The sequence below is a fragment of the Paenibacillus sp. MDMC362 genome, from assembly GCF_003269305.1.
Lineage (GTDB): Bacteria > Bacillota > Bacilli > Paenibacillales > Paenibacillaceae > Paenibacillus_AQ.
In genome coordinates this window covers 1-19,264 of record NZ_QLYT01000088.1, presented here as the reverse complement: position 1 = coordinate 19,264, position 19,264 = coordinate 1, and the positions used below count along the sequence as shown (strand labels likewise).

Below are 19,264 nucleotides of genomic sequence, written 5' to 3'. Positions count from 1 at the left end.
GTACCGCCAGCTGGCTGAAGCCAAGCTGGCTCCGGCCGTGCTGCCCGGCCTGCTGTGGCTGGCCGGGCTTTGGGCCGGCGGCGTCCTCGCCGGCCTGCTGCTGTGCCGCTGGCGGCACAGCGGGGGCCCGCGGCGGCGGCATGCCGCGGCAGGGGCCCTGGGAGCTGCGGCGCTGCTGGCTGCCGCAGCCGGAGCGTTGATCCTGCATCAGGTGCAGGATCGGACCCTTGGCGGCGCGGCAACGCTGAGCGCGCGCCGTCTTCTATACAGCGACGCGTGGCAGCTGGCCCGGTCGTCGCTGTGGCTGGGACGGGGAGGGGAGACGTGGCGGCAGTCCTACCTTGCCATTCAGTCCCAGCCCTATGTGGGTGCCGAGGTGCACAGCGGATATATGGATATCCTGCTGAATACGGGAGTGATCGGGCTGCTGCTTGTCCTTGTTTTGGTTAGCTTTATGGTGGCGAGGCTAATTGCTGTGTGCTCCCGGCTCGTACCCGCTGCCCTCGTGCTGATCGGGCATGCGGCTGTGGATTTTGACTGGAGTTTTGGGTTGGTATGGCTGCTGCTGCTGTGGCTTACGGTAATGGGCTTCGCTTCGGTCTTTTCCGGTCGGGAAGTACAGAATGAACCTAATGCAGCTCAAAGACGCAAACGGCTCAAAATCGGGAAGAAGCTGCTAGCTGTTTATGAAGGGAAGCGGAAATATTCGCCGTTACAGTCGCTGTCACTCCGGGTTATGGCGATCATTCTGCTCGCCGGCTGGGTTCTTCTTGCTTCTGCGCTGGGCATCAGTGAGGTCAAAGAGCGAAGGGCCGCTTCGGAACCGCCCGGAGCGCAAGCAGCGCTCCTCCAATCCTCGCTAAAGTGGAACCCCGCCAACACGGAGGCAGCATTGAGCCTGGCGGATTGGCTTCCCCCAAGCCAGCGAATCCCGCTGCTGAAGCGAAGTTTGGTGTATGCACCGAAACACCCGGAGCTGAGCTGGAAGCTGGCGGAGGCTTACTCGCTCCGAGGCGAATCGGAAGAGGCGGCAGCTTGGTATCTAGCCGCGATCGATCGGGACCGGTTCAATGATGCCAAACAAACCCGAGCCGTGCTGAAGCTGGCTACCCTCGCAGATTGGCACCGGACGGCAGGAGAATCCGTCAGATCGGTTGAAGCGGCCCGGACCGGGTTGAATATCTTGAAGGGCTATCGTTCCCTTGCGGCAAATCTTCGCGGGATGGATTCTCATCGGAATGACCGGGAATTCGATCTGTCTAGGCTTGCGGTAAGGCAGACTCTCCGATTGGAAAAAACGCTGAATGGGGGAACACGAAAGCATGCGGCAAGGCACCCTGTACAGGGAGATATTCCCGCCCGACGCTAACGAGTCGTGTGTTGCCATCTATAGCGGCTGATCATGTGCTTGCCCGTTCAGGATAGTTGCATAGTTGCTGGTACAAGGAAGGGCAGTGTTATCCGCCGAAGGCATCCCGGAAGGCCGAGGCCAACTGACGTTCCGGAACCTCCCATAGCTCAGCCAGTTCGCCGCAGACTTCCTTTTCCCACCAGTCGCATAATAGCTTCTTATTGCTGTAGTTTTCATGGATCCAGATCAAATTGCCGATCACCTTCCGGTAATACACTTCTTCCCCCTTCTTCAGGGTCTCCGGAGGAAGATACAGCTTAAGGCGTTTGGTCGTGCGATATAATTCTTTGCTGCAGGCCCGCCGTATACCGCGCGGGGAGGGGGGCTTGCTGCCCGGTTGTTTGGCATGGGGAGAATGCATGCGTAACTCACTCCTTTGCTTCACCATATGTCCCGAAACGGGCGGAAGTCACTGTGCCGCCTATATTTGGGCGCAGTAGAAGGCATGTCCCGGGCTGTGTTAGAATAGGCTAGTACTAGAAATCAACGCAGTAGGAAAGCGGGGGACAAGCGTGGAATTCTTTTACGAGGCTGTAGGTCGGTTGTTTGAATGGATCCAGCAGCTGGGTTATTTCGGAATCATGCTCGGACTTATGGTGGAGGTCATCCCAAGCGAGATCGTACTTGCCTATGGCGGTTATCTGGTGTCTATGGGAGAGGTTAACTTTCTCGGAGCCATGCTCTTCGGTACCGTTGGCGGCGTGCTCGCACAGTTGTTTATTTATTGGATCGGCCGTTACGGAGGCAGGCCCTTCTTGGAGAAGTACGGGAAGTACATATTGATTAAGAAGAAGCATATCGATTACGCTGAAGAATGGTTCGGCAAGTATGGTACCGGCGTTATATTTACGGCACGGTTTGTACCGGTGGTACGGCATGCGATTTCCATACCGGCAGGCATATCCAAGATGCCTGTGGGAAGGTTTACGCTGCTGACCACCCTAGCCGTTATTCCATGGACGGCATTATTCTTATACCTTGGATTGCTTCTGGGCGATCAATGGGAGCATATTGACGAGAAGGCAGGGCCGTACGTGCAGGAAATTCTGCTGGGGGCATTGGCCGTCATGATTCTTTATTTTTTGATAAAATGGATAAAATCATCGAAGGCGAGGTCGAAATAACGAATGAGTATGAATATGGCAAATCATTTGGGGACAGGCATATCTCCACAGCAATTTATGGACGGCATGCAGAAGAACCAGGAGACGTTCAAGGCAGGATATGAACAGTTTGTCTGGGAGAATGAAGAGGATAAAGAGTTCTTTGAAAGCCTCAATTTCCGGGATGACCTGCGGGTCCTTATTCTGGCTGCGGATTGGTGCGGCGATGTTGCGCGCAATATCCCTGTCGTATTTCGCGCGATGGAGACCGCGGGAATTGAGACGGAAGTGCTGATTATGGAAGAGAATCTGGACGTCATGGATCAGTTCCTGACCATGGGTGCCCGCTCCATTCCGGTTGTTATCATTTCGGATACCGGGGGACATGTCCTCGGCACGTGGGGACCGCGTCCGGCGCATGTTCAGAAGTTTATGATTGAGTTCAAGCAGAACAATCCGGATCGTGAAGCACCGGACTATCAGGACAATCTTTCGGCCGCACGACAAAGCATTATTCAAGCCTACGGGGAAGGGTATGAGTTCCACGCTGCCATTATTAAGGAATTGCGTGAACTTATGTCAGGGTTCTAATCATGACACTTCATATTGAAACCTTTAATTTAGGACCGCTGCAGACGAATGCGTATTTATTGACAGGGCCTGTTGAAGGCAAAGCGATCATTATCGATCCTGGCATGAACCCGGGACCGCTGCTGAAGCGAATAGCCGATTTGGAGATTGAAGCGATCCTGCTGACCCATGCGCATTTTGATCATATGGGGGGTGTCGAGGAAATCCGCAAGCTGAAGGGCTGCCCCGTTTACCTGCATACCTTGGAGAGTGAATGGCTGTCCAATCCGAAGCTCAACGGCTCGATGATGTGGCCGCAGGTAACGGAACCGCTGTCCACCGAGCCGGCTGAGTATGATTTGGCGGATGGACTTGAGCTGCAACTGATCGGACACACCTTCAGCGTCTTTCATACACCGGGACATTCCCCGGGAAGCGTGAGCTTCAAGTGTGGAAATGATCTGTTTTCCGGTGATGTGCTGTTCCGTCTCGGGGTTGGGCGAACGGACCTTCCTGGAGGCCGTGAACGTGATTTGATTGATTCCATTCAAAATACGCTGTATACCTTCCCGGATGAGGTCGTTGTGTATTCCGGCCATGGTCCTCGGACAACCATCGGTTATGAAAAGCAGCGGAATCCTTACGTTCCTGCCAGCCGATAAGATAGCTTCCGACATAAATCGGGAAACTTTGTCTGGACAAACCTGGACAACATTGATACAATACGGTTAATTAAATGTTAACCTTGCGAAGCACGCAGACTGTGGAATTCATCCCGGTTTGCGTTCTTTTATTTTACGGGGAGTTTTTTTTGGCATGGACGTGATTAGGGGGAAGCGCCAGTGAGGAAAGATCATCTATCGCTGTTGAACGGGAGTGCTACAAGAAGCGAAGCGATTGATCGACAACCGGAGTTCCACCGGCAGATTCAGACGGAAATATCCTCCGTTGTCTGGGACAGGCTGGTGAAGGATGAAGGGATCGCGCAGCAGCCATGGCATCATCGGCTGCAGGTTATACGATTTAATCAATAGATCGACATGCGAACATGACACCCTCATCATGAACTGAATGGATTCTTTCTATTGAGGAGGGCAGCCGATTTAGTCGGCTGCTTTTTTTTTGAGTTTTTTTACAGGTATCGATGAATTTCTTATCGTCATGATAGGTTTTAATAAATGATACCATTCGGTACAGGATAAATATATAAACCCATTTGAACGATTGGCAGTTGTTAATCGTATTACGGTTGGAATGCGAAAGAAGGTGATGATTTTTTCATGATCCCTGATGAAGAGGGCTTGATACAACAAGCGAAATTAGGAGATGCAGCGGCTATGGCGCTGCTGTTCAAGCAGCATTATTCCTTTCTTTATAAATATTTGCTAAAAGTGACGATGGACCCGATGGTTGCAGAGGATACTGCACAGGATACCATTGTTCGATGCATGGAGAATATGAACCGTTACAACGGGACTTCGTCCTTCTCCTCCTGGATGATTACCATTGCTACCCGGTTGTTCATCGATAGCACCCGGCGAAAGAAACGGGAGAAGAAATGGCTGGAGCAGGAGGCGGTTCAGTCAGCAAGGCGGATGCGCTGGCAGATGGAGCGGCGGGGAGAAGATTGGACGGATATGCTGAATGGATTATCCCGCTTATCTGAGGATCACCGGATTGCCGTCCTGCTGAAGCATTATTACGGCTATAGCTATGATGAAATCGGAACGATGCTCGGCATTCCCGAAGGAACGGTGAAATCACGGACAGCCTACGGTATCAAACAGCTGCGAAAGGAGATGGGTGACGATGGTCAAAGGACCTGAGCATGAGGATGAAAGATGGATTGAAGGATTTACCAAAGAAATGGAGCGGGTGGATCAATTGTTTGAGGATGCGCCATCCCCATCCCTTGAAGGATTGCATACGCTGGCCGTTCATACCTTGGAGCGGAAGCGGCGACGGATGAAATATGAATTGCTGCTTTTTCTTCTGATTTCACTCTTTATCGTTGGTGGCGGATTGATGGCTGCCTTGGCGGCGCCGAAGGTCCTACTGTTTATTCACGGGTTCGGCATGGTTGCCGGGATTTCCGTTCTTGTATTTTCCAAGAGTCTGAGATCCGGAAAGAAGGGGATCTGATGAATGAAGTTAACGAGAGCCCGCTGGGAGTGATCATCCTTGCCGTTGTGCTTGTGCTGATTCAAGGGACATGGCTTTTCTTGGATGCTAGGAAGCGGGGGCTTGGCAAGATGGCTTGGTTCTGGGGGATATGGGGATCTACGACAATGCCAATGCCGCTGCTCTTTTACTGGATATTCGTCATCCACAAAGATGACCGCAAGTCTTAAGTTTCTTCATTATATATGGAACATGGGGGATTATTATGGAAATTAATTGGGGATTGATCTGGCCGATTCTTGCACTGCAAGCCATTCTCGCGGTAACGGGTCTGATATCTTTGTTTCGTGCAGAGCCAGCAAACATACGTGGACCGAGATGGGTGTGGGTGTTGATTATACTGCTGGGGAACCTTCTTGGCAGCGTTGCTTATTTCGTTGCGGGGAGGCGAGAAGCTTGACGGAAAAACTTTTAAGCATTCATGAATTGACCAAAAGCATAGGAAGCATCACGCCGGTTAAGGGGATTTCATTTGAATTGCAGCGAGGGAGCTGTACTGCCCTGCTTGGTCCTAATGGTGCCGGCAAAACAACTACGCTGCGGATGCTGGCCGGATTAATACCTCCAACCCGGGGTGAGATCCGATATGGATCAGCCGATACGCAAACGAACGGCTGGCGTCACCGGATTGGTTACTTGCCTCAATATCCGAAATTTTACAGCTGGATGTCGGGCATGGAGTACTTGTCTTTCAGCGCCAAGCTGTCGGGATTATCCGGACGAGAGGCTACTGCGCGAAGTCGGGAAGTCATTGAAATGGTTGGCCTGCAGCAGGCTGCTAAACGCCGAATATCCGGTTACTCCGGCGGTATGAAGCAGCGGCTTGGCATTGCTCAAGCGTTGGTGCATAAGCCTGAGCTAATCATGCTGGACGAGCCGGTATCGGCGCTTGATCCGATCGGTCGTCGTGAGGTTATGGACCTGCTCAACCGCTTGCGCGGGGAAGTCACCGTTCTGTTCTCGACCCATGTGCTTCACGATGCGGAGGAAATCTGCGATGACATGGTACTGATGGTAGACGGGGAAATCGCGGAGAAAGGCGCGCTTAGCGAACTTCGCACGAAATATCGCCAGCCAGTCCTATCGATTGAGGTTGAACCGGGGGAGCGGGAGGTTGCTTGGCTCGACAGTCTTGCGAACCGTCCTTATGTGCATGAGATTGAACTCGGCAAACGCGGCGCCAAGCTGATGGTGACGGATATGGATGTTGCGCGGGCTGCTTTAATCAAGGAGCTTGCCGATGACGAAATCGAGCTGCTTCGTTTTGAAGCAGGCACGTCTTCGCTCGAGGATATGTTTATGAAGGTGGTGGGCTCATGAAGTCGTTCTGGATTTATTATCAAAAAGAAATGCTCGAGGCCAGCCGGACCTACAAATGGATTTGGGTGCCTGCAGTCTTCCTGCTTCTTGGCATTATGCAGCCGGTTTCCACCTATTATTTGCCGGATATCCTGACCATGGCCGGGGAATTGCCCCCGGAAGCGGCGGCATTATTTACCGTCCCGTCCGCCGAGAATGTTATGGCATCAACCTTGAGCCAATTCAGCACCATCGGCCTGCTGGTGCTTGTGCTGGCGGGAATGAACACGGTAGCAGGTGAGCGAGCCACCGGCACGGCTGAGCTTGTTCTCGCCCGCTCGGTATCCACGATTCCCATGATGTCTGCCAAATGGGCTGCCATGATGACGCTGCTGATTGTTTCTTTTGCGATTGGGCTGGGCGGCGCCGCATATTACACGTATCAGCTCATCGGTCCTTTGGAATGGGGACCGGTTACCAGCGGCGGGGGCTTATATGCTGTATGGCTGGCCTGGATCGTAACGCTTGTGCTGCCGCTCGGTGCTGTCCTGCGCGGGCCGGCTGCGGCCTTCATCAGCTTGGCAGTTGCCGGCGTGCTTTCGCTTTTATCCGGTCTGCTGCCTTCCCGCGTTCTATGGAGCCCGGGCCGTTTAAGCAGCATGGCCGCGGAGCGAATTCTTGGCACAGGGAGCAGCGCGTGGTCACCGATACTCGTTGCCATGCTGATTATGGCGTTGTCGATTATCGTTGCCGCGAGGCTGCTTAGAAGGAGTCCCCTGTCCCCGCAATCCTAGTTTTCATGGGAGATTCAGGTTTTATCTGAATCACATGGACATCTCTATCTTTTTTTAGTAGACTATGAAGACAAGAAAAACGTCATCGACGTACGTTATCAGAAGAGAGACCGTATTTAGCGGAAGTTTTTCTTGCGAGATAAGGATGATAAACCTCTGAAGTTTATATTCTTATCTCTTAAAAAAGGATAGACACTCAGGAGGTAGACGATGCTGCGTTTAGGGGAAAAGATTACAATCGTTGCGGACGCCTTTGAGCAGAATCTTCCAATCGGTCAATACGGTTATATCATCGCTTATGACCGAAATCCGGACAATGCGTTCGATTACGTCATTCGGATTCCGAGCCTCAACCGTAATTTTTTTGTTCCGGCAGATGATGTCGAGCTGGAATCAATCGTGTTGAAGCAGGAAGCTGAGCGGGTCGAGCGGGAAGCGCTCATCGATTTCGCCCTGTCGACATATAATGAGAAGCTGTTCCATCAAGTGATGAACGGCGAGTTGGAAAGTGTTGAAGAGGAAGAAGAAACCAAGGAAGCAATATCCCAGGCGGATTTCATCAAACAAGTGAATCTTCGTGCTTGGATTTAGAAGAGTCGGCTGAGGCCGACTCTTTTTTGGTGGAATGGAAAAGTAACTTCGAAGCGGCACGCTTCAAGCTGTTTGGATTGAATCTTGCATGCTTCTACAATATAATGAGAAAAGTTGTCGTGACAGACTTTACCCCTTTAACTGGATAGGGGCATGAAGGAGGATGTAAAGCCATGAGCATTACCGATAAGGATGTTCAGCATGTAGCGAAGCTGGCCCGTTTGAATTTGACGCCTGAAGAAGAGCAGATGTTTACCGGCCAACTGAATGCGATTTTACAATATGCCGAGAAGTTAAATGAATTGAATACAGAAGGTGTTGAGCCGACTACACACGTGCTTCATCTCAGCAATGTCATGAGAGAAGACGAGGTGCGCGAGAGCTTGCCGATCGAGAAGGTGCTGCTTAACGCACCGGATGAAGAAGACGATCAAATTAAAGTACCTGCTGTTTTGGAATAGCCTGAAGGGAGGATACACACTTGAGTCTGTTTGATTACAAGTTAACGGAGATACATAATAAGCTTCAGAATAAGGAGCTTTCCGTAACCGATCTGGTTGACCAAGCTTTTACCCGTATTTCCGAACGTGAGGATCGGGTGAAGGCATTTATTACTTTGGACGAAGAAGGCGCTCGTTCATCCGCCAAGGCTTTGGACGAGAGGCTAGCTTTAGAGGGGACTCGCGGACTGTTGTTCGGGCTTCCTGTCGGAATCAAGGATAATATCGTGACAGAAGGACTTCGCACCACATGCGCTAGTCAGTTTTTGTCCAATTTCACGCCGGTTTATGACGCAACGGTTGTCGGTAAATTGCGTGCAGCGGATACGGTGACAATCGGCAAGCTGAACATGGACGAGTTTGCAATGGGAGGCTCCAATGAGAATTCCAGCTTCTATCCCGTGCGCAACCCATGGGATTTGGAGCGCGTACCCGGCGGATCAAGCGGCGGCTCGGCTGCGGCCGTAGCTGCAGGTGAAGCTTACTTTGCATTGGGGTCGGATACAGGCGGCTCCATCAGGCAGCCTGCCTCTTATTGCGGTGTCGTGGGACTGAAACCAACCTATGGCCTCGTATCCCGGTTCGGCCTTGTTGCCTTTGCATCATCGCTGGATCAGATCGGACCTTTGACGAAAAATGTGGAAGATTCCGCTTATGTCCTGCAAGCTATTGCCGGTTATGATCCGATGGATTCGACATCTGCCAAAGTGGACGTGCCTGATTATCTGAGCGCGTTGTCCGGAGACGTTACCGGTCTGCGCATTGCTGTGCCTAAGGAATACCTGGGCGAAGGCGTTGACGCTGAAGTGAAGGAAACCGTCCTGAACGCACTGAAGGTGCTCGAAGCGCTGGGCGCTACCTGGGATGAAGTTTCCCTCCCGCATACCGACTATGCGGTAGCAACATATTATTTGCTCGCTTCTTCGGAGGCCTCGTCGAATCTGGCCCGCTTTGACGGCGTGCGTTATGGCGTTCGTTCCGACAATGCTGGCAGCCTGATCGACTTGTATCATGAGTCCCGCAGCCAAGGCTTCGGCGACGAGGTGAAACGCCGCATCATGCTGGGTACCTATGCGCTTAGCTCGGGCTATTACGACGCCTATTATTTGAAGGCACAGAAAGCCCGTACGCTCATCAAGCAGGACTTCGATAAAGTATTCGAGCAATATGATGTCATCATCGGACCTACAGCTCCGACTACGGCTTTCAAGCTCGGAGCTCAGGTGGACGATCCGCTGACGATGTATTTGAATGATATCCTGACGATTCCTGTCAGCTTGGCAGGTGTGCCGGCAGTCAGTATTCCTTGCGGATTCGCGGACGGACTGCCTGTAGGTATGCAAATCATCGGCAAAGCCTTTGATGAGTCGACCGTACTGCGCGTCGCGCATGCCTATGAGCAAAATACTGAACACCACAAACGGCGGCCTGAACTGTAAACCGGCGGCAGAGAAGGAGGGAAACAATCGATGTCTACATCAAAATATGAAACGGTTATCGGATTGGAAGTGCACGTAGAGCTGCATACGAATTCCAAAATATTTTGCGGCTGCTCCACTGCGTTTGGAGCCCCGCCGAACACGCATACATGTCCCATCTGCCTAGGCCATCCCGGCGTGCTGCCCGTATTAAACCGCCAGGCTGTGGAATATGCCATGAAGGCTGCGATGGCGCTGAACTGCACCATCGGCGATGTCAGCAAATTTGACCGCAAGAACTACTTCTACCCGGATTCCCCGAAAGCATACCAGATTTCCCAGTATGATCAGCCGATCGGCGAGAACGGCTGGATCGATATTGAGGTGGACGGAAAGACGAAGCGAATTGGGATTACCCGGCTTCATCTGGAGGAGGATGCCGGTAAACTCACGCACGTGGATGGCGGATATGCCTCGCTGGTTGACTTTAACCGCGTTGGAACGCCGCTGGTTGAGATCGTGTCTGAGCCTGAGATCTCAACGCCCGAGGAAGCCAAAGCTTATCTGGAGAAAATGCGTGCGATTATGCAATACTGCGACGTATCGGACGTGAAGATGGAAGAAGGCTCGCTTCGCTGCGACGCTAACATCAGTCTTCGTCCATGGGGACAGAAGGAACTCGGCACGAAGGCCGAGCTGAAGAATATGAATTCCTTCCGCGGCGTACAGCGCGGTTTGGAATATGAACAGTACCGGCAAACCGAAATTCTCGATGAGGGCGGCGTGATCGTACAGGAAACCCGCCGCTGGGACGAAGCCCAGGCAAAAACCTTCTCCATGCGCGGGAAGGAGCAGGCGCACGACTACCGTTATTTCCCGGACCCGGATCTGGTGTCGGTGCGTATTAGCGAAGAGTGGAAAGAGGCGGTTCGTGCGACGATTCCGGAGCTTCCGGATGCCCGTAAGGCACGTTATGCTTCGGAGTATGGATTGCCGGATTATGATGCGGCGGTCATCACGTCGTCCAAGCTGCTCGCCGACTTCTTCGAGGACAGCTTAAACTATACGAAGGATGCCAAATCCGTATCGAACTGGATCATGGGCGATTTGCTGGGTTATTTGAATTCGAACAATCTGGAGCTGTCTGAAGTGAAGATCACGGGCCAGGGCCTTGGCGAGATGATCGGATTGATCGAGAAGGGAACCATCAGCAGCAAAATCGCCAAAACCGTCTTCAAAGAGATGCTGGAGAGCGGCAAGCTGCCTGCGCAAATCGTTGAGGAGAAGGGTCTTGTCCAAATCAGCGATGAAGGCGCGATCAAGAGCATTGTCGAGCAGGTGGTTGCAAACAATCCGCAATCCGTGGAGGACTACAAGGCAGGTAAACAGAAAGCGATCGGCTTCCTGGTGGGTCAAGTGATGAAAGAGAGCAAGGGAAAAGCCAATCCTGCGCTGGCCAACAAACTGCTGGTTGAGGTGCTGAACGGATAATCAACGTGTATGCGTCATGTTCCCGAATTGTATTTAAATCATGGGAGCTTGTCCCGATTTAGGGACAAGTTCCTTTTTAAGATATCGGAAAGTTTAAACTTCTAAGGGGCTGCCGCCTGATATCGCAAGATAACTACCGCTAAACGCGGTGCGTCTTCTTTGAGAGTACGTGGATAGACACTTTTCTTATAACAACTTGGTCAGGGGATGAATATATGATAAGAGCATTATCTTTGGAGGATAGGGATACCGTCCAGCAGATATGGAGTCTGCAGCACATGGCGTACCCTTTGGAAGCCGAATTAATCGGATTCTCGGATATCCCTCCGCTGCAGGATACCTTCGATACGATCCGTTCGAGCGGGGAAACCTTTTTTGGTTATATTAATGAAGAAGGCGATCTTATCGGAGCTATCGCAGTCGAGCCGGAACAGGAGCAGGTCACCATATCACGGATGATGGTCCATCCGGGTCATTTTCGCAAAGGGATTGCGGGAACATTAATTCGCCACGTGTTGGAATCCTATAAGGAGGCGCCCATGTTCGTGGTCTCAACCGGGACGCGCAATACGCCTGCGGTAACCTTGTATGAGAAATTCGGGTTTGTTAAAAATCACGCTTTTGAGGTTGCTCCGGGTGTGGAATTGACCGAGTTCCATCTTCATATACAATGAAAAGATAAAGCATAAGCGACTGAAGCAGACGTGAGGGGAGTATCGTTCTTTTGAATAATCCTTGGGTGATAGATAATGTATCCATTTTATTAAGATTGTTGCTGGCTATGCTGCTTGGCGGCTTAATCGGTTTTGAACGGGAACGTTCCAACCATGCTGCAGGTCTGCGCACGCATATATTGGTATGCTTGGGTTCTACGCTTATTATGCTGTTATCCATTTATGGATTCTCCGATTTTGTAGACGAAATTAACGTTCGGATTGATCCAGCGCGCTTGGCAACGGCGGTCATAACAGGGATCGGTTTCTTGGGTGCCGGTACCATTCTGTTTACAGGTAAATCCATTACCGGGCTAACCACTGCTGCGTCCATCTGGGTTGTGGGGGCCGTGGGGTTAGCGATTGGTGCCGGCTTTTATTTTGCCTCGATCGTTTCGACGGTGCTAATTCTTCTTAATCTGGTTGTCTTCAATAAATTGGAGCAGCGTTACATCCGCGGCAGCAAACTGCATCTGATTACTGTCCATGCAGCGAATACGCCGAATATTTTGGATGACATATCCGCTGTTCTGGAGGAACAGGAATTCGTGATCAAGAAGCTTATCGTTAACGAACGAAGCGGTGCGGCATACGGGGAGCTGCAGCCTGCGGTATTAGGGCTCGAAATCTCGCTGCAGGTCTTGACCGATCGCAAATTCGAACCAATGGAGATCACCCGGCAGTTGCGGGGAATCGGCCATGTAACGATGGTAACGGCTGAATAGGATAGAAAATGAAGCATAACAAACGGCTACTGCTGAACCACCGGCGGTGCCGTTTTTTTTTTATAGGTTTGCCAGCCTTCTGCGGACAGTCTATCCAGTTTTTTGCCAGTTACTTCAGCTCCTTGTTGGGGTACTATCAAAGAAAAACATCGTAAAACAACGCCTGTCCCAGGATGATTGGAAGGAGGCGAGAAGATTATGAATCCAATTCCCGAATCACAAACTGAAGTCAGCAAGAAGAAACGGCATCAGGTCCAGGTTAAGCGACACCCGGGGCTGCGGCGAAAAAAGCGGAAATTATATGCACTTCTATTGGCCGCGCTCATTCCGGGTCTGGGTCATTTATACCTCGGTATGTACCGTAAGGGGATAACATTTATAATGTTGCTGCTGCTGGACATATCGGCGCTTTTATATTTTTCTTCCATCGGAATGCAGATCAATGTACCGCTGCTTGTCGTTCTGGGTCTTCTGATTCCGGTGGGGTATTTTTACAACGTGTATGACGTGCTGCAGGCAGCGGAATATATTATTTCTCGAAAAAAACGCAGTGAGGCAGCGGCTGCTGCTTCGGAGGATGGATCAGGACGGAATCATCCGTTCCGGGGTGAGCGGGGAATCGCTTTTGGCCTCATGTTGGTTGTTACGGGGACACTGCTCATATTGTTTCACCAGAAGCCGCCTTGGCTGCAGGCAGGAATCCGCGACTTTGGTGCGGAAGCCTCGGCTATCATGCTGATCGTTATCGGGATATGGGCGGGGACCCGGGAAGCTCTCCGCCACAGAAGAGACAAGGGCAAATCCCTATAACGCATACAGTGGTACGGTGATAACAGATGAGGGGAGGAGACGGATGAAACATAGAATTAGAGTGGGACGATATACAGCCGCCTTACTGCTTGTATGCACGGGCGTTCTATTGCTGTTGGACGAGTGGAGAGGCACGGATTATATATTTATGCTCCAGCGCTGGTGGCCGCTGTTGTTTATCCTGTTCGGCGTTGAATATATAGTCAGGTACATGCTGTCGCGTCTCTTGGGCAGACGCAAAGAGTTTCGGTTTCGGCCTGACTTGAGGGGGATTCTGCTGGCAGTGACTGTTACAGCCTCCGTATTCGTTATTTCCCAGCAGGAGCATTTTCTCCATCTCTGGAATCGGGTGAGCTTGAACTTGACGGCAGCGGGAGTGGATTACAGCGAAGCTGAAGGTAACCGGTTCGAGAAGCCGATATTGGAGATTCCCGTTGAGCTTGAAACTGAGAAAATCATCGTCGATCACTTAAACGGGGATATCTCCATCACAAGGCAGGATGTAGACGATATCAAGGTGGAGACGGAAGTGTGGGTCGATCATGAGCAGCCCGGTTTAGCCGAAGCGATCGCCGAGCAGTCGACGATCGAAGTGGGGGAAGGCAAGACGATTACGATTCGATCCAAGGGAAAGGCCTATGGAGAATCGGGCAAACGGCAGCCCCGTATGAATGTGAACATCGCGGTTCCGGATGATCGACGATTTAATTTCGAGATACGGACGATGAACGGAGCCATAACCTTAAACCGCGTGGAAGCGATTGAGAACATTTTGCTGGAGAGCGGAAACGGGCCGATTACGATGGATCGGATTTACGGAAATGTTACGGGTAAGACCTTAAATGGCGACATTACGGCGCGCGGCGTTACCGGTCATATTAAAATGTCCACTAACCGGGGGAATATGCTGGCCGTCGACATTACGGGCGAAACGGATTTGACCACGCAAGTGGGGAATATGACGGTAAAGCGAACGACCGAGCATATTCGGGTTCAGACGAGAAACGGCAATATTCTGATCAGCGGGGTAGAGTCGCAATTAAGCGCTGAATCGCTCAATGGTGGAGTGGCGATACGGTCATCCCGGATTGGTGGCGATTGGAATGTGTATAGTGCGGTTGGAGAAATGAATCTTCACGTTCCGCTCGAGGGTGATTACAAGCTTGAAGGAACGATTAGCTATGGCAGGATTCTGACGACGCTGCCCAATCTTCTAATTGAACAGAAAACCATTTCCGGCCAATCCGGTACAGGCCAACATTCCATTCATATAGAGGGAAACAGTAATCTGAACATCTACCGAAGCTATCCGGAACAGGAGGAAGGCCGGAACAGCGGGGGCTACACGCCTCTCCCGGATTGACAACAATCCAAGAAACGCCGTACAATGAAGTCGGAGAGCGTTATAAGTTTTGTAATACCCAGTTAAAACTTGAAGGCGGTGGGCAACCATGGGAACGTCCGTACAGCATGCGCTGGAACAACTGAAAACGACCGGTGTCCGTATCACGCCGCAACGTCATGCCATTTTAACGTACCTGGTGGAATCTATGGGCCATCCGACAGCGGATGATATTTATCGGGCTCTGGAACCTAATTTTCCTAGTATGAGCGTAGCCACAGTATACAACAATCTAAAAATGTTTATTGAAGCCGGCATGGTGCGTGAGCTGACGTACGGGGACAACTCGAGTCGGTTCGACGCTAACGTATCGGATCATCATCATGTCATATGCCAGAGTTGCGGTAAAATTGAAGATTTCAGCTATCCGTCCCTTGAAGATGTTGGAAAGCAAGCTGAGAAAAGCACCGGGTTTGAAGTGAAGGGACTGCGAATGGAGCTGTATGGGCTCTGCAAGTCCTGCCAATAGACGCCGGTTGTTATAAATAAACGTGCGGAATGAACCATTCCACACGTTTTTATTTTTAAGGGCACTATTCGGCGTCAAGGAGTTAGGATGAGCGAGAGAAATGGGGGAGTAGTTTGGCAAGAAGAAGATATCGGGGAAGGAAGAGGCGTACGAGAGGAGGCTCTTTCTTTCTGGGGTTGTTGTTGATTGCGGCGGGCGTCTGGTGGGTTGTCACCACATTATTTCCGAATCAGACCCATACCGTGCCGGATTGGCGTGGAATGGACAAGCCGATTTTTGTTCAGGGAGAGCTAAAGGAACAGCCTGCCCGGGGCTCCGGCGAAGAGCTGCTGCTGCCGATAACGGTAATTCAGGAGAGCGTGGATACCAACATTCGTTATGAGCAGGAAACAGAATCCGTTCTTGTAACGACTTCGGAATCCGTATTCCGCATGAAGATGGACAGCACGAAGGGCGAGTTGAACGGCAAGGCGGTTACCATTCCCTATGCACCTAAGCTGATTGACGGCATTGTCTATGTTCCGATTAAGCCGCTCAAACAGCATTATGGGGTGACCGTTCACGAGGACTCGGCGACAGGCGCCATCATTCTGATGCGTGCTGGGGATTCGATTCAGCTTGCCGAAGCAGCACCTCGTAAATCTGAGGAAACCGTGGCTCTGCGTGAGAGCGGGGAGAAGAAGTCTCCGATTCTATTGGACATGCCGACCGGTGAGCGGCTTCGCGTATGGCGTGAAGAAGAGGGGCGGTTATTCGTTCAGGCAAATAACGGGTATACGGGATATGTTCTTAAAGAGCAGGTTAAACTTGGGGACGTAAAGGAAATTCCGATGCTTGCGCAGACTCCTTCGCGTGCAGAGCTGGAATGGAAGGACAAGTCGGTCAATCTGGCATGGGAAGCTGTGTATAACAAAAATCCCAGCACGGATAGCATTGGCGAACTGCCCGGTGTCAATGTGGTCAGCCCGACCTGGTTCAGCATTGTGGATGGTGAAGGCACGGTCAAATCTAAAGCTGTTAAGCAGTATGTAAGCTGGGCCCATAACAGGAACATGGAGGTTTGGGGTCTGATGGACAACAGCTTCGATCCGGACATGACTACCGAGGCGCTGTCTACTTTTGATAGGAGATCCCACATTATCAAGCAGATGCTGGCTTATGCCAAACAATATAAACTCGACGGAATCAATATCGACTTTGAAAATGTTCATACCAAAGATAAGGAACATGTCGTTCAGTTCGTGAGGGAGATGAAACCGCTGGCCAAAGCTAGAGGGCTGATCGTTTCCATTGATGTTACGCCAAAATCGAACAGCGAGATGTGGTCGCTCTTTCTCGATCGGAAACGACTCGGAGAGACGATTGATTATATGATGGTGATGGCTTATGACGAGCACTGGGCCACGAGTCCGAAAGCGGGATCCGTATCCTCGCTGCCATGGGCCGAGCAGTCGGTAAGGCGAATCATGGAAGAGGACGCGGTACCGTCATCCAAGCTGGTGTTGGGCGTTCCGTTATACACACGCGTCTGGACGGAAGTCAGCGAAGCGGGAGAGACGAAGGTATCCTCCAAAGCGATTGGTATGGAGAAGCTGCAGGCATTGCTTAAGGAACAGAAGGTGAAAGGCTCGCTTGATGCCGGCACAGGACAGAACTATGTTCAATTCACGGAGGGAGAATCCATTAAGAAAATATGGATGGAGGACGACACTTCGCTGCAATCCCGAGTGAATATGGCCAAAAAGCTGAAGCTTGGCGGCATTGCTTCGTGGAACCGAAGTTTTGCCATTCCGGAAACCTGGCATGTTCTGAAGACCATACATGATTAAGGATTAATAGAACTTATTTTCATATCATAATAAAGAACCCGGTTATCACGAGGATAACCGGGTTGTTTAATCTCTTACGAGTTGCAAATCCTATTGAGTATGCGGGTTCTGCAAATCCCTTTAGGATCTGGTCTGCTGGGCTTCAAGCTCTTCTGCTGTGATGTTGGCCTGGCTTGGATCCAGTGTCAAAATGGTATGGCAGAACATGCAACGGTCGGTTTTACCCAACATCTTGGTCAATTTATTGCATTCCGGACACTGAATTTGGACGGCACTCGTGGATAACATCCCCGCCCAAAAGTAAATGCCGAGGCTCCCCAGCATCATAATCAGGCCAAACACCAATCCGATTCCGGCAAATATTTTGCCTGCTTGGCCGAAAAATACGATTCCGGCTGTACCAAGCACCATAAGGCCCATACCCAGCATCGTCAGCAGCAATCCCCAAGTGCGGAAGGCGTTGATTTTTGCGTTCTTAAAGATCATGGCTCGAAAACTCCTGTCATTCAAATAGTTGTTTATGAAATAACGTGAACCGAGAAATGAAATCTTATATATTCGTTTATTGCCTTCATAAGATCTTATCTCCTAAAAGAAGGAACTTACATGGACATGTAGAATTACATTATAACTGAAATGGCTGAAATTCGCCAAGGAATGTATGGAGGGAAACGTGGAATTAACCAACTTTTCTTTTTATTATGGAAATACGGTTGATGAGGATGCTGTAGGGGCGATAGCATACCGTAATTCGGACAAAAGGCAGCAAGGATTGCTTGTTTATGATTTTGAGGTCAATATTGTTGTCGTGTATGACGGAACACCTGATGAGCCTCCCATCCAGCATTCTATTGTAGGCGGGGAACGCTGCCAGGTGATAAGCACCGGGCTGGACGATTTGCATCGGGAACTCCTGAACGGTACACATAAAGTATTGATCAAATGCTTCCTAGAGGGAGATATCATAAAAGACGACCAAGATCGCCTGTCCAATTTGCGCCGTGATTTTCTCAGGTTTGCTGAACCGTTCCGGGAGCAAAAATTGTTTATTGGATTTGCCCACTTCTTACAAAAGTATATGGATGCCAAGATGCTCTTGAAGGAAGAGCGGGGTCTGGATGCTTACCATGCTCTATTAGAAGGTCTGCATTATTGGGGGCAGCTTGAACTGATCGAGCGGGGAATTCATCCGGAATCGGCTGTTTGGGAGCAGATTACAGGATTGAACACACCTGTCCGCAAATTATATGAAGAACTTACGGTCAGTACCGAAACGCTTGGTCAGCGAGTGGAACTCGCCCTGCTGGCCTATGAATTCTCCATGATATCCAAGCTGGAGAGCTCAGCAGCTTTGCTGCTCCGCGTTTTAAGAAGCCGACGGAATCCATGGACGATACAGGAGCTTATTCTCCACCCTGAGCTGGCACCTGTATGCAAGGAGCTGCCGATCGTGATGCGCAAGTTGGTCCATCAATCGCTTGTGAAGGAAGTTCCGATGTGGAGAGGAGTTCGATCCTACGGATCAGAAGCCATCCGGTACTACACCGACTAAGGAAGGACGCGAGTCCTTCTTTTTTTGTGCCGAAGTATTGGATATAACGGTTATAAAACAGCGGCTAAGGAAACAGTATCTAACGTTAGTGCAGATAATAGGATGTATCGGTCATGCGAAAATGCGTCAGAACGTTTGTTACAAGAAGTCTAAAAAAAAATTGGCGAATCATGTTGACGAGCCACCTGTTTCTGTGATAAATTATAACTCGCCCCTTCGAAAGGGACTTTGATAATTCGGTTAACAAAATGTCGAATTAAAAAAGTTTTCAAAAAAAGTTCTTGACGAAACAATGGGCACCATGATATATTATAAAGGTCGCCGCTGAAAACGAGTTTTCAGCGAAAGACAAGAAGTTGATCTTTGAAAACTGAACAACGAGTGAGTAAAACGAACCACTTTGGTG

Annotated in this window: 24 protein-coding genes; 22 read left to right on the top strand and 2 right to left on the bottom strand. The window is 50.7% G+C overall.

The window, feature by feature from the left end:
• On the top strand, window positions 1-1,369 hold a 1,369-nt coding region (locus DP091_RS30405; RefSeq protein WP_181469965.1), incomplete at its 5' end, for an O-antigen ligase family protein.
• 88 nt (window positions 1,370-1,457) lie between these two features.
• Here the strand turns inward: DP091_RS30405 and DP091_RS30400 are convergent.
• Window positions 1,458-1,772, bottom strand: coding sequence for a hypothetical protein (locus DP091_RS30400; RefSeq protein WP_113061751.1), 315 nt, complete (start codon window positions 1,770-1,772; stop codon window positions 1,458-1,460).
• 151 nt (window positions 1,773-1,923) lie between these two features.
• Here DP091_RS30400 and uptA point away from each other — a divergent pair, with 151 nt between their 5' ends.
• The 20 genes from uptA (at window position 1,924) to DP091_RS30300 (ending at window position 17,306) form a co-directional block, all read left to right on the top strand.
• Window positions 1,924-2,535 carry an undecaprenyl phosphate transporter UptA gene (gene uptA, locus DP091_RS30395; RefSeq protein WP_113061750.1) on the top strand — a complete coding sequence of 204 codons (612 nt, stop codon included), beginning with the start codon at window positions 1,924-1,926 and terminating at the stop codon, window positions 2,533-2,535.
• A 3-nt stretch (window positions 2,536-2,538) separates the two neighbouring features.
• The gene (locus DP091_RS30390) at window positions 2,539-3,105 is read left to right on the top strand and encodes a thioredoxin family protein (RefSeq protein ID WP_113061749.1); all 567 of its coding nucleotides are present in this window, start codon (window positions 2,539-2,541) and stop codon (window positions 3,103-3,105) included.
• Between the two features lie 2 nt (window positions 3,106-3,107).
• Window positions 3,108-3,746 carry an MBL fold metallo-hydrolase gene (locus tag DP091_RS30385; protein ID WP_113061748.1) on the top strand — a complete coding sequence of 213 codons (639 nt, stop codon included), beginning with the start codon at window positions 3,108-3,110 and terminating at the stop codon, window positions 3,744-3,746.
• A gap of 180 nt (window positions 3,747-3,926) precedes the next feature.
• Entirely contained in the window at window positions 3,927-4,118 is a 192-nt protein-coding gene (locus DP091_RS30380; protein WP_113061747.1) for a hypothetical protein, read from the top strand.
• 246 nt (window positions 4,119-4,364) lie between these two features.
• Entirely contained in the window at window positions 4,365-4,910 is a 546-nt protein-coding gene (gene sigY, locus DP091_RS30375) for an RNA polymerase sigma factor SigY (protein WP_113061746.1), read from the top strand.
• Window positions 4,894-5,226, top strand: coding sequence for a YxlC family protein (locus tag DP091_RS30370; RefSeq protein ID WP_113061745.1), 333 nt, complete (start codon window positions 4,894-4,896; stop codon window positions 5,224-5,226). The genes sigY and DP091_RS30370 overlap by 17 nt, the downstream gene beginning before the upstream one ends.
• Complete coding sequence (locus DP091_RS30365) at window positions 5,226-5,435, top strand: hypothetical protein (RefSeq protein ID WP_071219592.1); 210 nt, start codon at window positions 5,226-5,228, stop codon at window positions 5,433-5,435. Before DP091_RS30370 ends, DP091_RS30365 begins: the two co-directional genes overlap by 1 nt.
• A gap of 35 nt (window positions 5,436-5,470) precedes the next feature.
• Entirely contained in the window at window positions 5,471-5,665 is a 195-nt protein-coding gene (locus DP091_RS30360; protein WP_071219591.1) for a PLDc N-terminal domain-containing protein, read from the top strand.
• Complete coding sequence (locus tag DP091_RS30355; RefSeq protein WP_113061744.1) at window positions 5,662-6,585, top strand: ABC transporter ATP-binding protein; 924 nt, start codon at window positions 5,662-5,664, stop codon at window positions 6,583-6,585. The genes DP091_RS30360 and DP091_RS30355 overlap by 4 nt, the downstream gene beginning before the upstream one ends.
• A complete protein-coding gene (locus DP091_RS30350) occupies window positions 6,582-7,358 on the top strand; it encodes an ABC transporter permease (RefSeq protein ID WP_113061743.1) in 777 nt (258 codons plus the stop codon). The genes DP091_RS30355 and DP091_RS30350 overlap by 4 nt, the downstream gene beginning before the upstream one ends.
• A 210-nt stretch (window positions 7,359-7,568) precedes the next feature.
• A complete protein-coding gene (locus tag DP091_RS30345; protein WP_071219588.1) occupies window positions 7,569-7,949 on the top strand; it encodes an ATPase in 381 nt (126 codons plus the stop codon).
• Window positions 7,950-8,122: 173 nt separating this feature from the next.
• The gene (gatC, locus tag DP091_RS30340) at window positions 8,123-8,410 is read left to right on the top strand and encodes an Asp-tRNA(Asn)/Glu-tRNA(Gln) amidotransferase subunit GatC (RefSeq protein ID WP_113061742.1); all 288 of its coding nucleotides are present in this window, start codon (window positions 8,123-8,125) and stop codon (window positions 8,408-8,410) included.
• Window positions 8,411-8,430: 20 nt separating this feature from the next.
• The gene (gene gatA / locus DP091_RS30335) at window positions 8,431-9,888 is read left to right on the top strand and encodes an Asp-tRNA(Asn)/Glu-tRNA(Gln) amidotransferase subunit GatA (RefSeq protein WP_113061741.1); all 1,458 of its coding nucleotides are present in this window, start codon (window positions 8,431-8,433) and stop codon (window positions 9,886-9,888) included.
• Window positions 9,889-9,918: 30 nt separating this feature from the next.
• Entirely contained in the window at window positions 9,919-11,358 is a 1,440-nt protein-coding gene (gatB, locus tag DP091_RS30330) for an Asp-tRNA(Asn)/Glu-tRNA(Gln) amidotransferase subunit GatB (protein ID WP_113061740.1), read from the top strand.
• Between the two features lie 215 nt (window positions 11,359-11,573).
• Window positions 11,574-12,032: a GNAT family N-acetyltransferase gene (locus tag DP091_RS30325; RefSeq protein ID WP_113061739.1), complete on the top strand. Its 459-nt coding sequence runs from the start codon at window positions 11,574-11,576 to the stop codon at window positions 12,030-12,032.
• Window positions 12,033-12,082: 50 nt separating this feature from the next.
• Window positions 12,083-12,796 carry an MgtC/SapB family protein gene (locus DP091_RS30320; protein WP_071219583.1) on the top strand — a complete coding sequence of 238 codons (714 nt, stop codon included), beginning with the start codon at window positions 12,083-12,085 and terminating at the stop codon, window positions 12,794-12,796.
• A 198-nt stretch (window positions 12,797-12,994) separates the two neighbouring features.
• Entirely contained in the window at window positions 12,995-13,606 is a 612-nt protein-coding gene (locus tag DP091_RS30315) for a DUF6677 family protein (protein ID WP_113061738.1), read from the top strand.
• 43 nt (window positions 13,607-13,649) lie between these two features.
• Window positions 13,650-14,969, top strand: coding sequence for a DUF4097 family beta strand repeat-containing protein (locus DP091_RS30310; RefSeq protein ID WP_113061737.1), 1,320 nt, complete (start codon window positions 13,650-13,652; stop codon window positions 14,967-14,969).
• Window positions 14,970-15,057: 88 nt separating this feature from the next.
• Window positions 15,058-15,477 carry a peroxide-responsive transcriptional repressor PerR gene (perR, locus tag DP091_RS30305; protein WP_113061736.1) on the top strand — a complete coding sequence of 140 codons (420 nt, stop codon included), beginning with the start codon at window positions 15,058-15,060 and terminating at the stop codon, window positions 15,475-15,477.
• A 113-nt stretch (window positions 15,478-15,590) separates the two neighbouring features.
• Complete coding sequence (locus DP091_RS30300; RefSeq protein ID WP_113061735.1) at window positions 15,591-17,306, top strand: glycosyl hydrolase family 18 protein; 1,716 nt, start codon at window positions 15,591-15,593, stop codon at window positions 17,304-17,306.
• Window positions 17,307-17,426: 120 nt separating this feature from the next.
• On the opposite strand, the gene DP091_RS30295 is transcribed toward DP091_RS30300, so the two are convergent.
• Entirely contained in the window at window positions 17,427-17,792 is a 366-nt protein-coding gene (locus DP091_RS30295; RefSeq protein ID WP_071219578.1) for a YgzB family protein, read from the bottom strand.
• A 187-nt stretch (window positions 17,793-17,979) separates the two neighbouring features.
• Here DP091_RS30295 and DP091_RS30290 point away from each other — a divergent pair, with 187 nt between their 5' ends.
• On the top strand, window positions 17,980-18,858 hold the full coding sequence (locus tag DP091_RS30290; RefSeq protein ID WP_113061734.1) for a nucleotidyltransferase-like protein: 879 nt from the start codon (window positions 17,980-17,982) through the stop codon (window positions 18,856-18,858).
• Window positions 18,859-19,264: the final 406 nt, after the last annotated feature.

What these genes read in the sequence shown, in the direction of transcription:
- DP091_RS30400 (WP_113061751.1), bottom strand. Translation starts at nt 1,772, where the DNA reads ATGCATTCTCCCCATGCCAAACAACCGGGCAGCAAGCCCCCCTCCCCG.
- DP091_RS30390 (WP_113061749.1), top strand. Translation starts at nt 2,539, where the DNA reads ATGAGTATGAATATGGCAAATCATTTGGGGACAGGCATATCTCCACAG.
- DP091_RS30385 (WP_113061748.1), top strand. Translation starts at nt 3,108, where the DNA reads ATGACACTTCATATTGAAACCTTTAATTTAGGACCGCTGCAGACGAAT.
- sigY (WP_113061746.1), top strand. Translation starts at nt 4,365, where the DNA reads ATGATCCCTGATGAAGAGGGCTTGATACAACAAGCGAAATTAGGAGAT.
- DP091_RS30370 (WP_113061745.1), top strand. Translation starts at nt 4,894, where the DNA reads ATGGTCAAAGGACCTGAGCATGAGGATGAAAGATGGATTGAAGGATTT.
- DP091_RS30365 (WP_071219592.1), top strand. Translation starts at nt 5,226, where the DNA reads ATGAATGAAGTTAACGAGAGCCCGCTGGGAGTGATCATCCTTGCCGTT.
- DP091_RS30360 (WP_071219591.1), top strand. Translation starts at nt 5,471, where the DNA reads ATGGAAATTAATTGGGGATTGATCTGGCCGATTCTTGCACTGCAAGCC.
- DP091_RS30350 (WP_113061743.1), top strand. Translation starts at nt 6,582, where the DNA reads ATGAAGTCGTTCTGGATTTATTATCAAAAAGAAATGCTCGAGGCCAGC.
- DP091_RS30345 (WP_071219588.1), top strand. Translation starts at nt 7,569, where the DNA reads ATGCTGCGTTTAGGGGAAAAGATTACAATCGTTGCGGACGCCTTTGAG.
- gatC (WP_113061742.1), top strand. Translation starts at nt 8,123, where the DNA reads ATGAGCATTACCGATAAGGATGTTCAGCATGTAGCGAAGCTGGCCCGT.
- gatB (WP_113061740.1), top strand. Translation starts at nt 9,919, where the DNA reads ATGTCTACATCAAAATATGAAACGGTTATCGGATTGGAAGTGCACGTA.
- DP091_RS30325 (WP_113061739.1), top strand. Translation starts at nt 11,574, where the DNA reads ATGATAAGAGCATTATCTTTGGAGGATAGGGATACCGTCCAGCAGATA.
- DP091_RS30315 (WP_113061738.1), top strand. Translation starts at nt 12,995, where the DNA reads ATGAATCCAATTCCCGAATCACAAACTGAAGTCAGCAAGAAGAAACGG.
- DP091_RS30310 (WP_113061737.1), top strand. Translation starts at nt 13,650, where the DNA reads ATGAAACATAGAATTAGAGTGGGACGATATACAGCCGCCTTACTGCTT.
- perR (WP_113061736.1), top strand. Translation starts at nt 15,058, where the DNA reads ATGGGAACGTCCGTACAGCATGCGCTGGAACAACTGAAAACGACCGGT.
- DP091_RS30295 (WP_071219578.1), bottom strand. Translation starts at nt 17,792, where the DNA reads ATGATCTTTAAGAACGCAAAAATCAACGCCTTCCGCACTTGGGGATTG.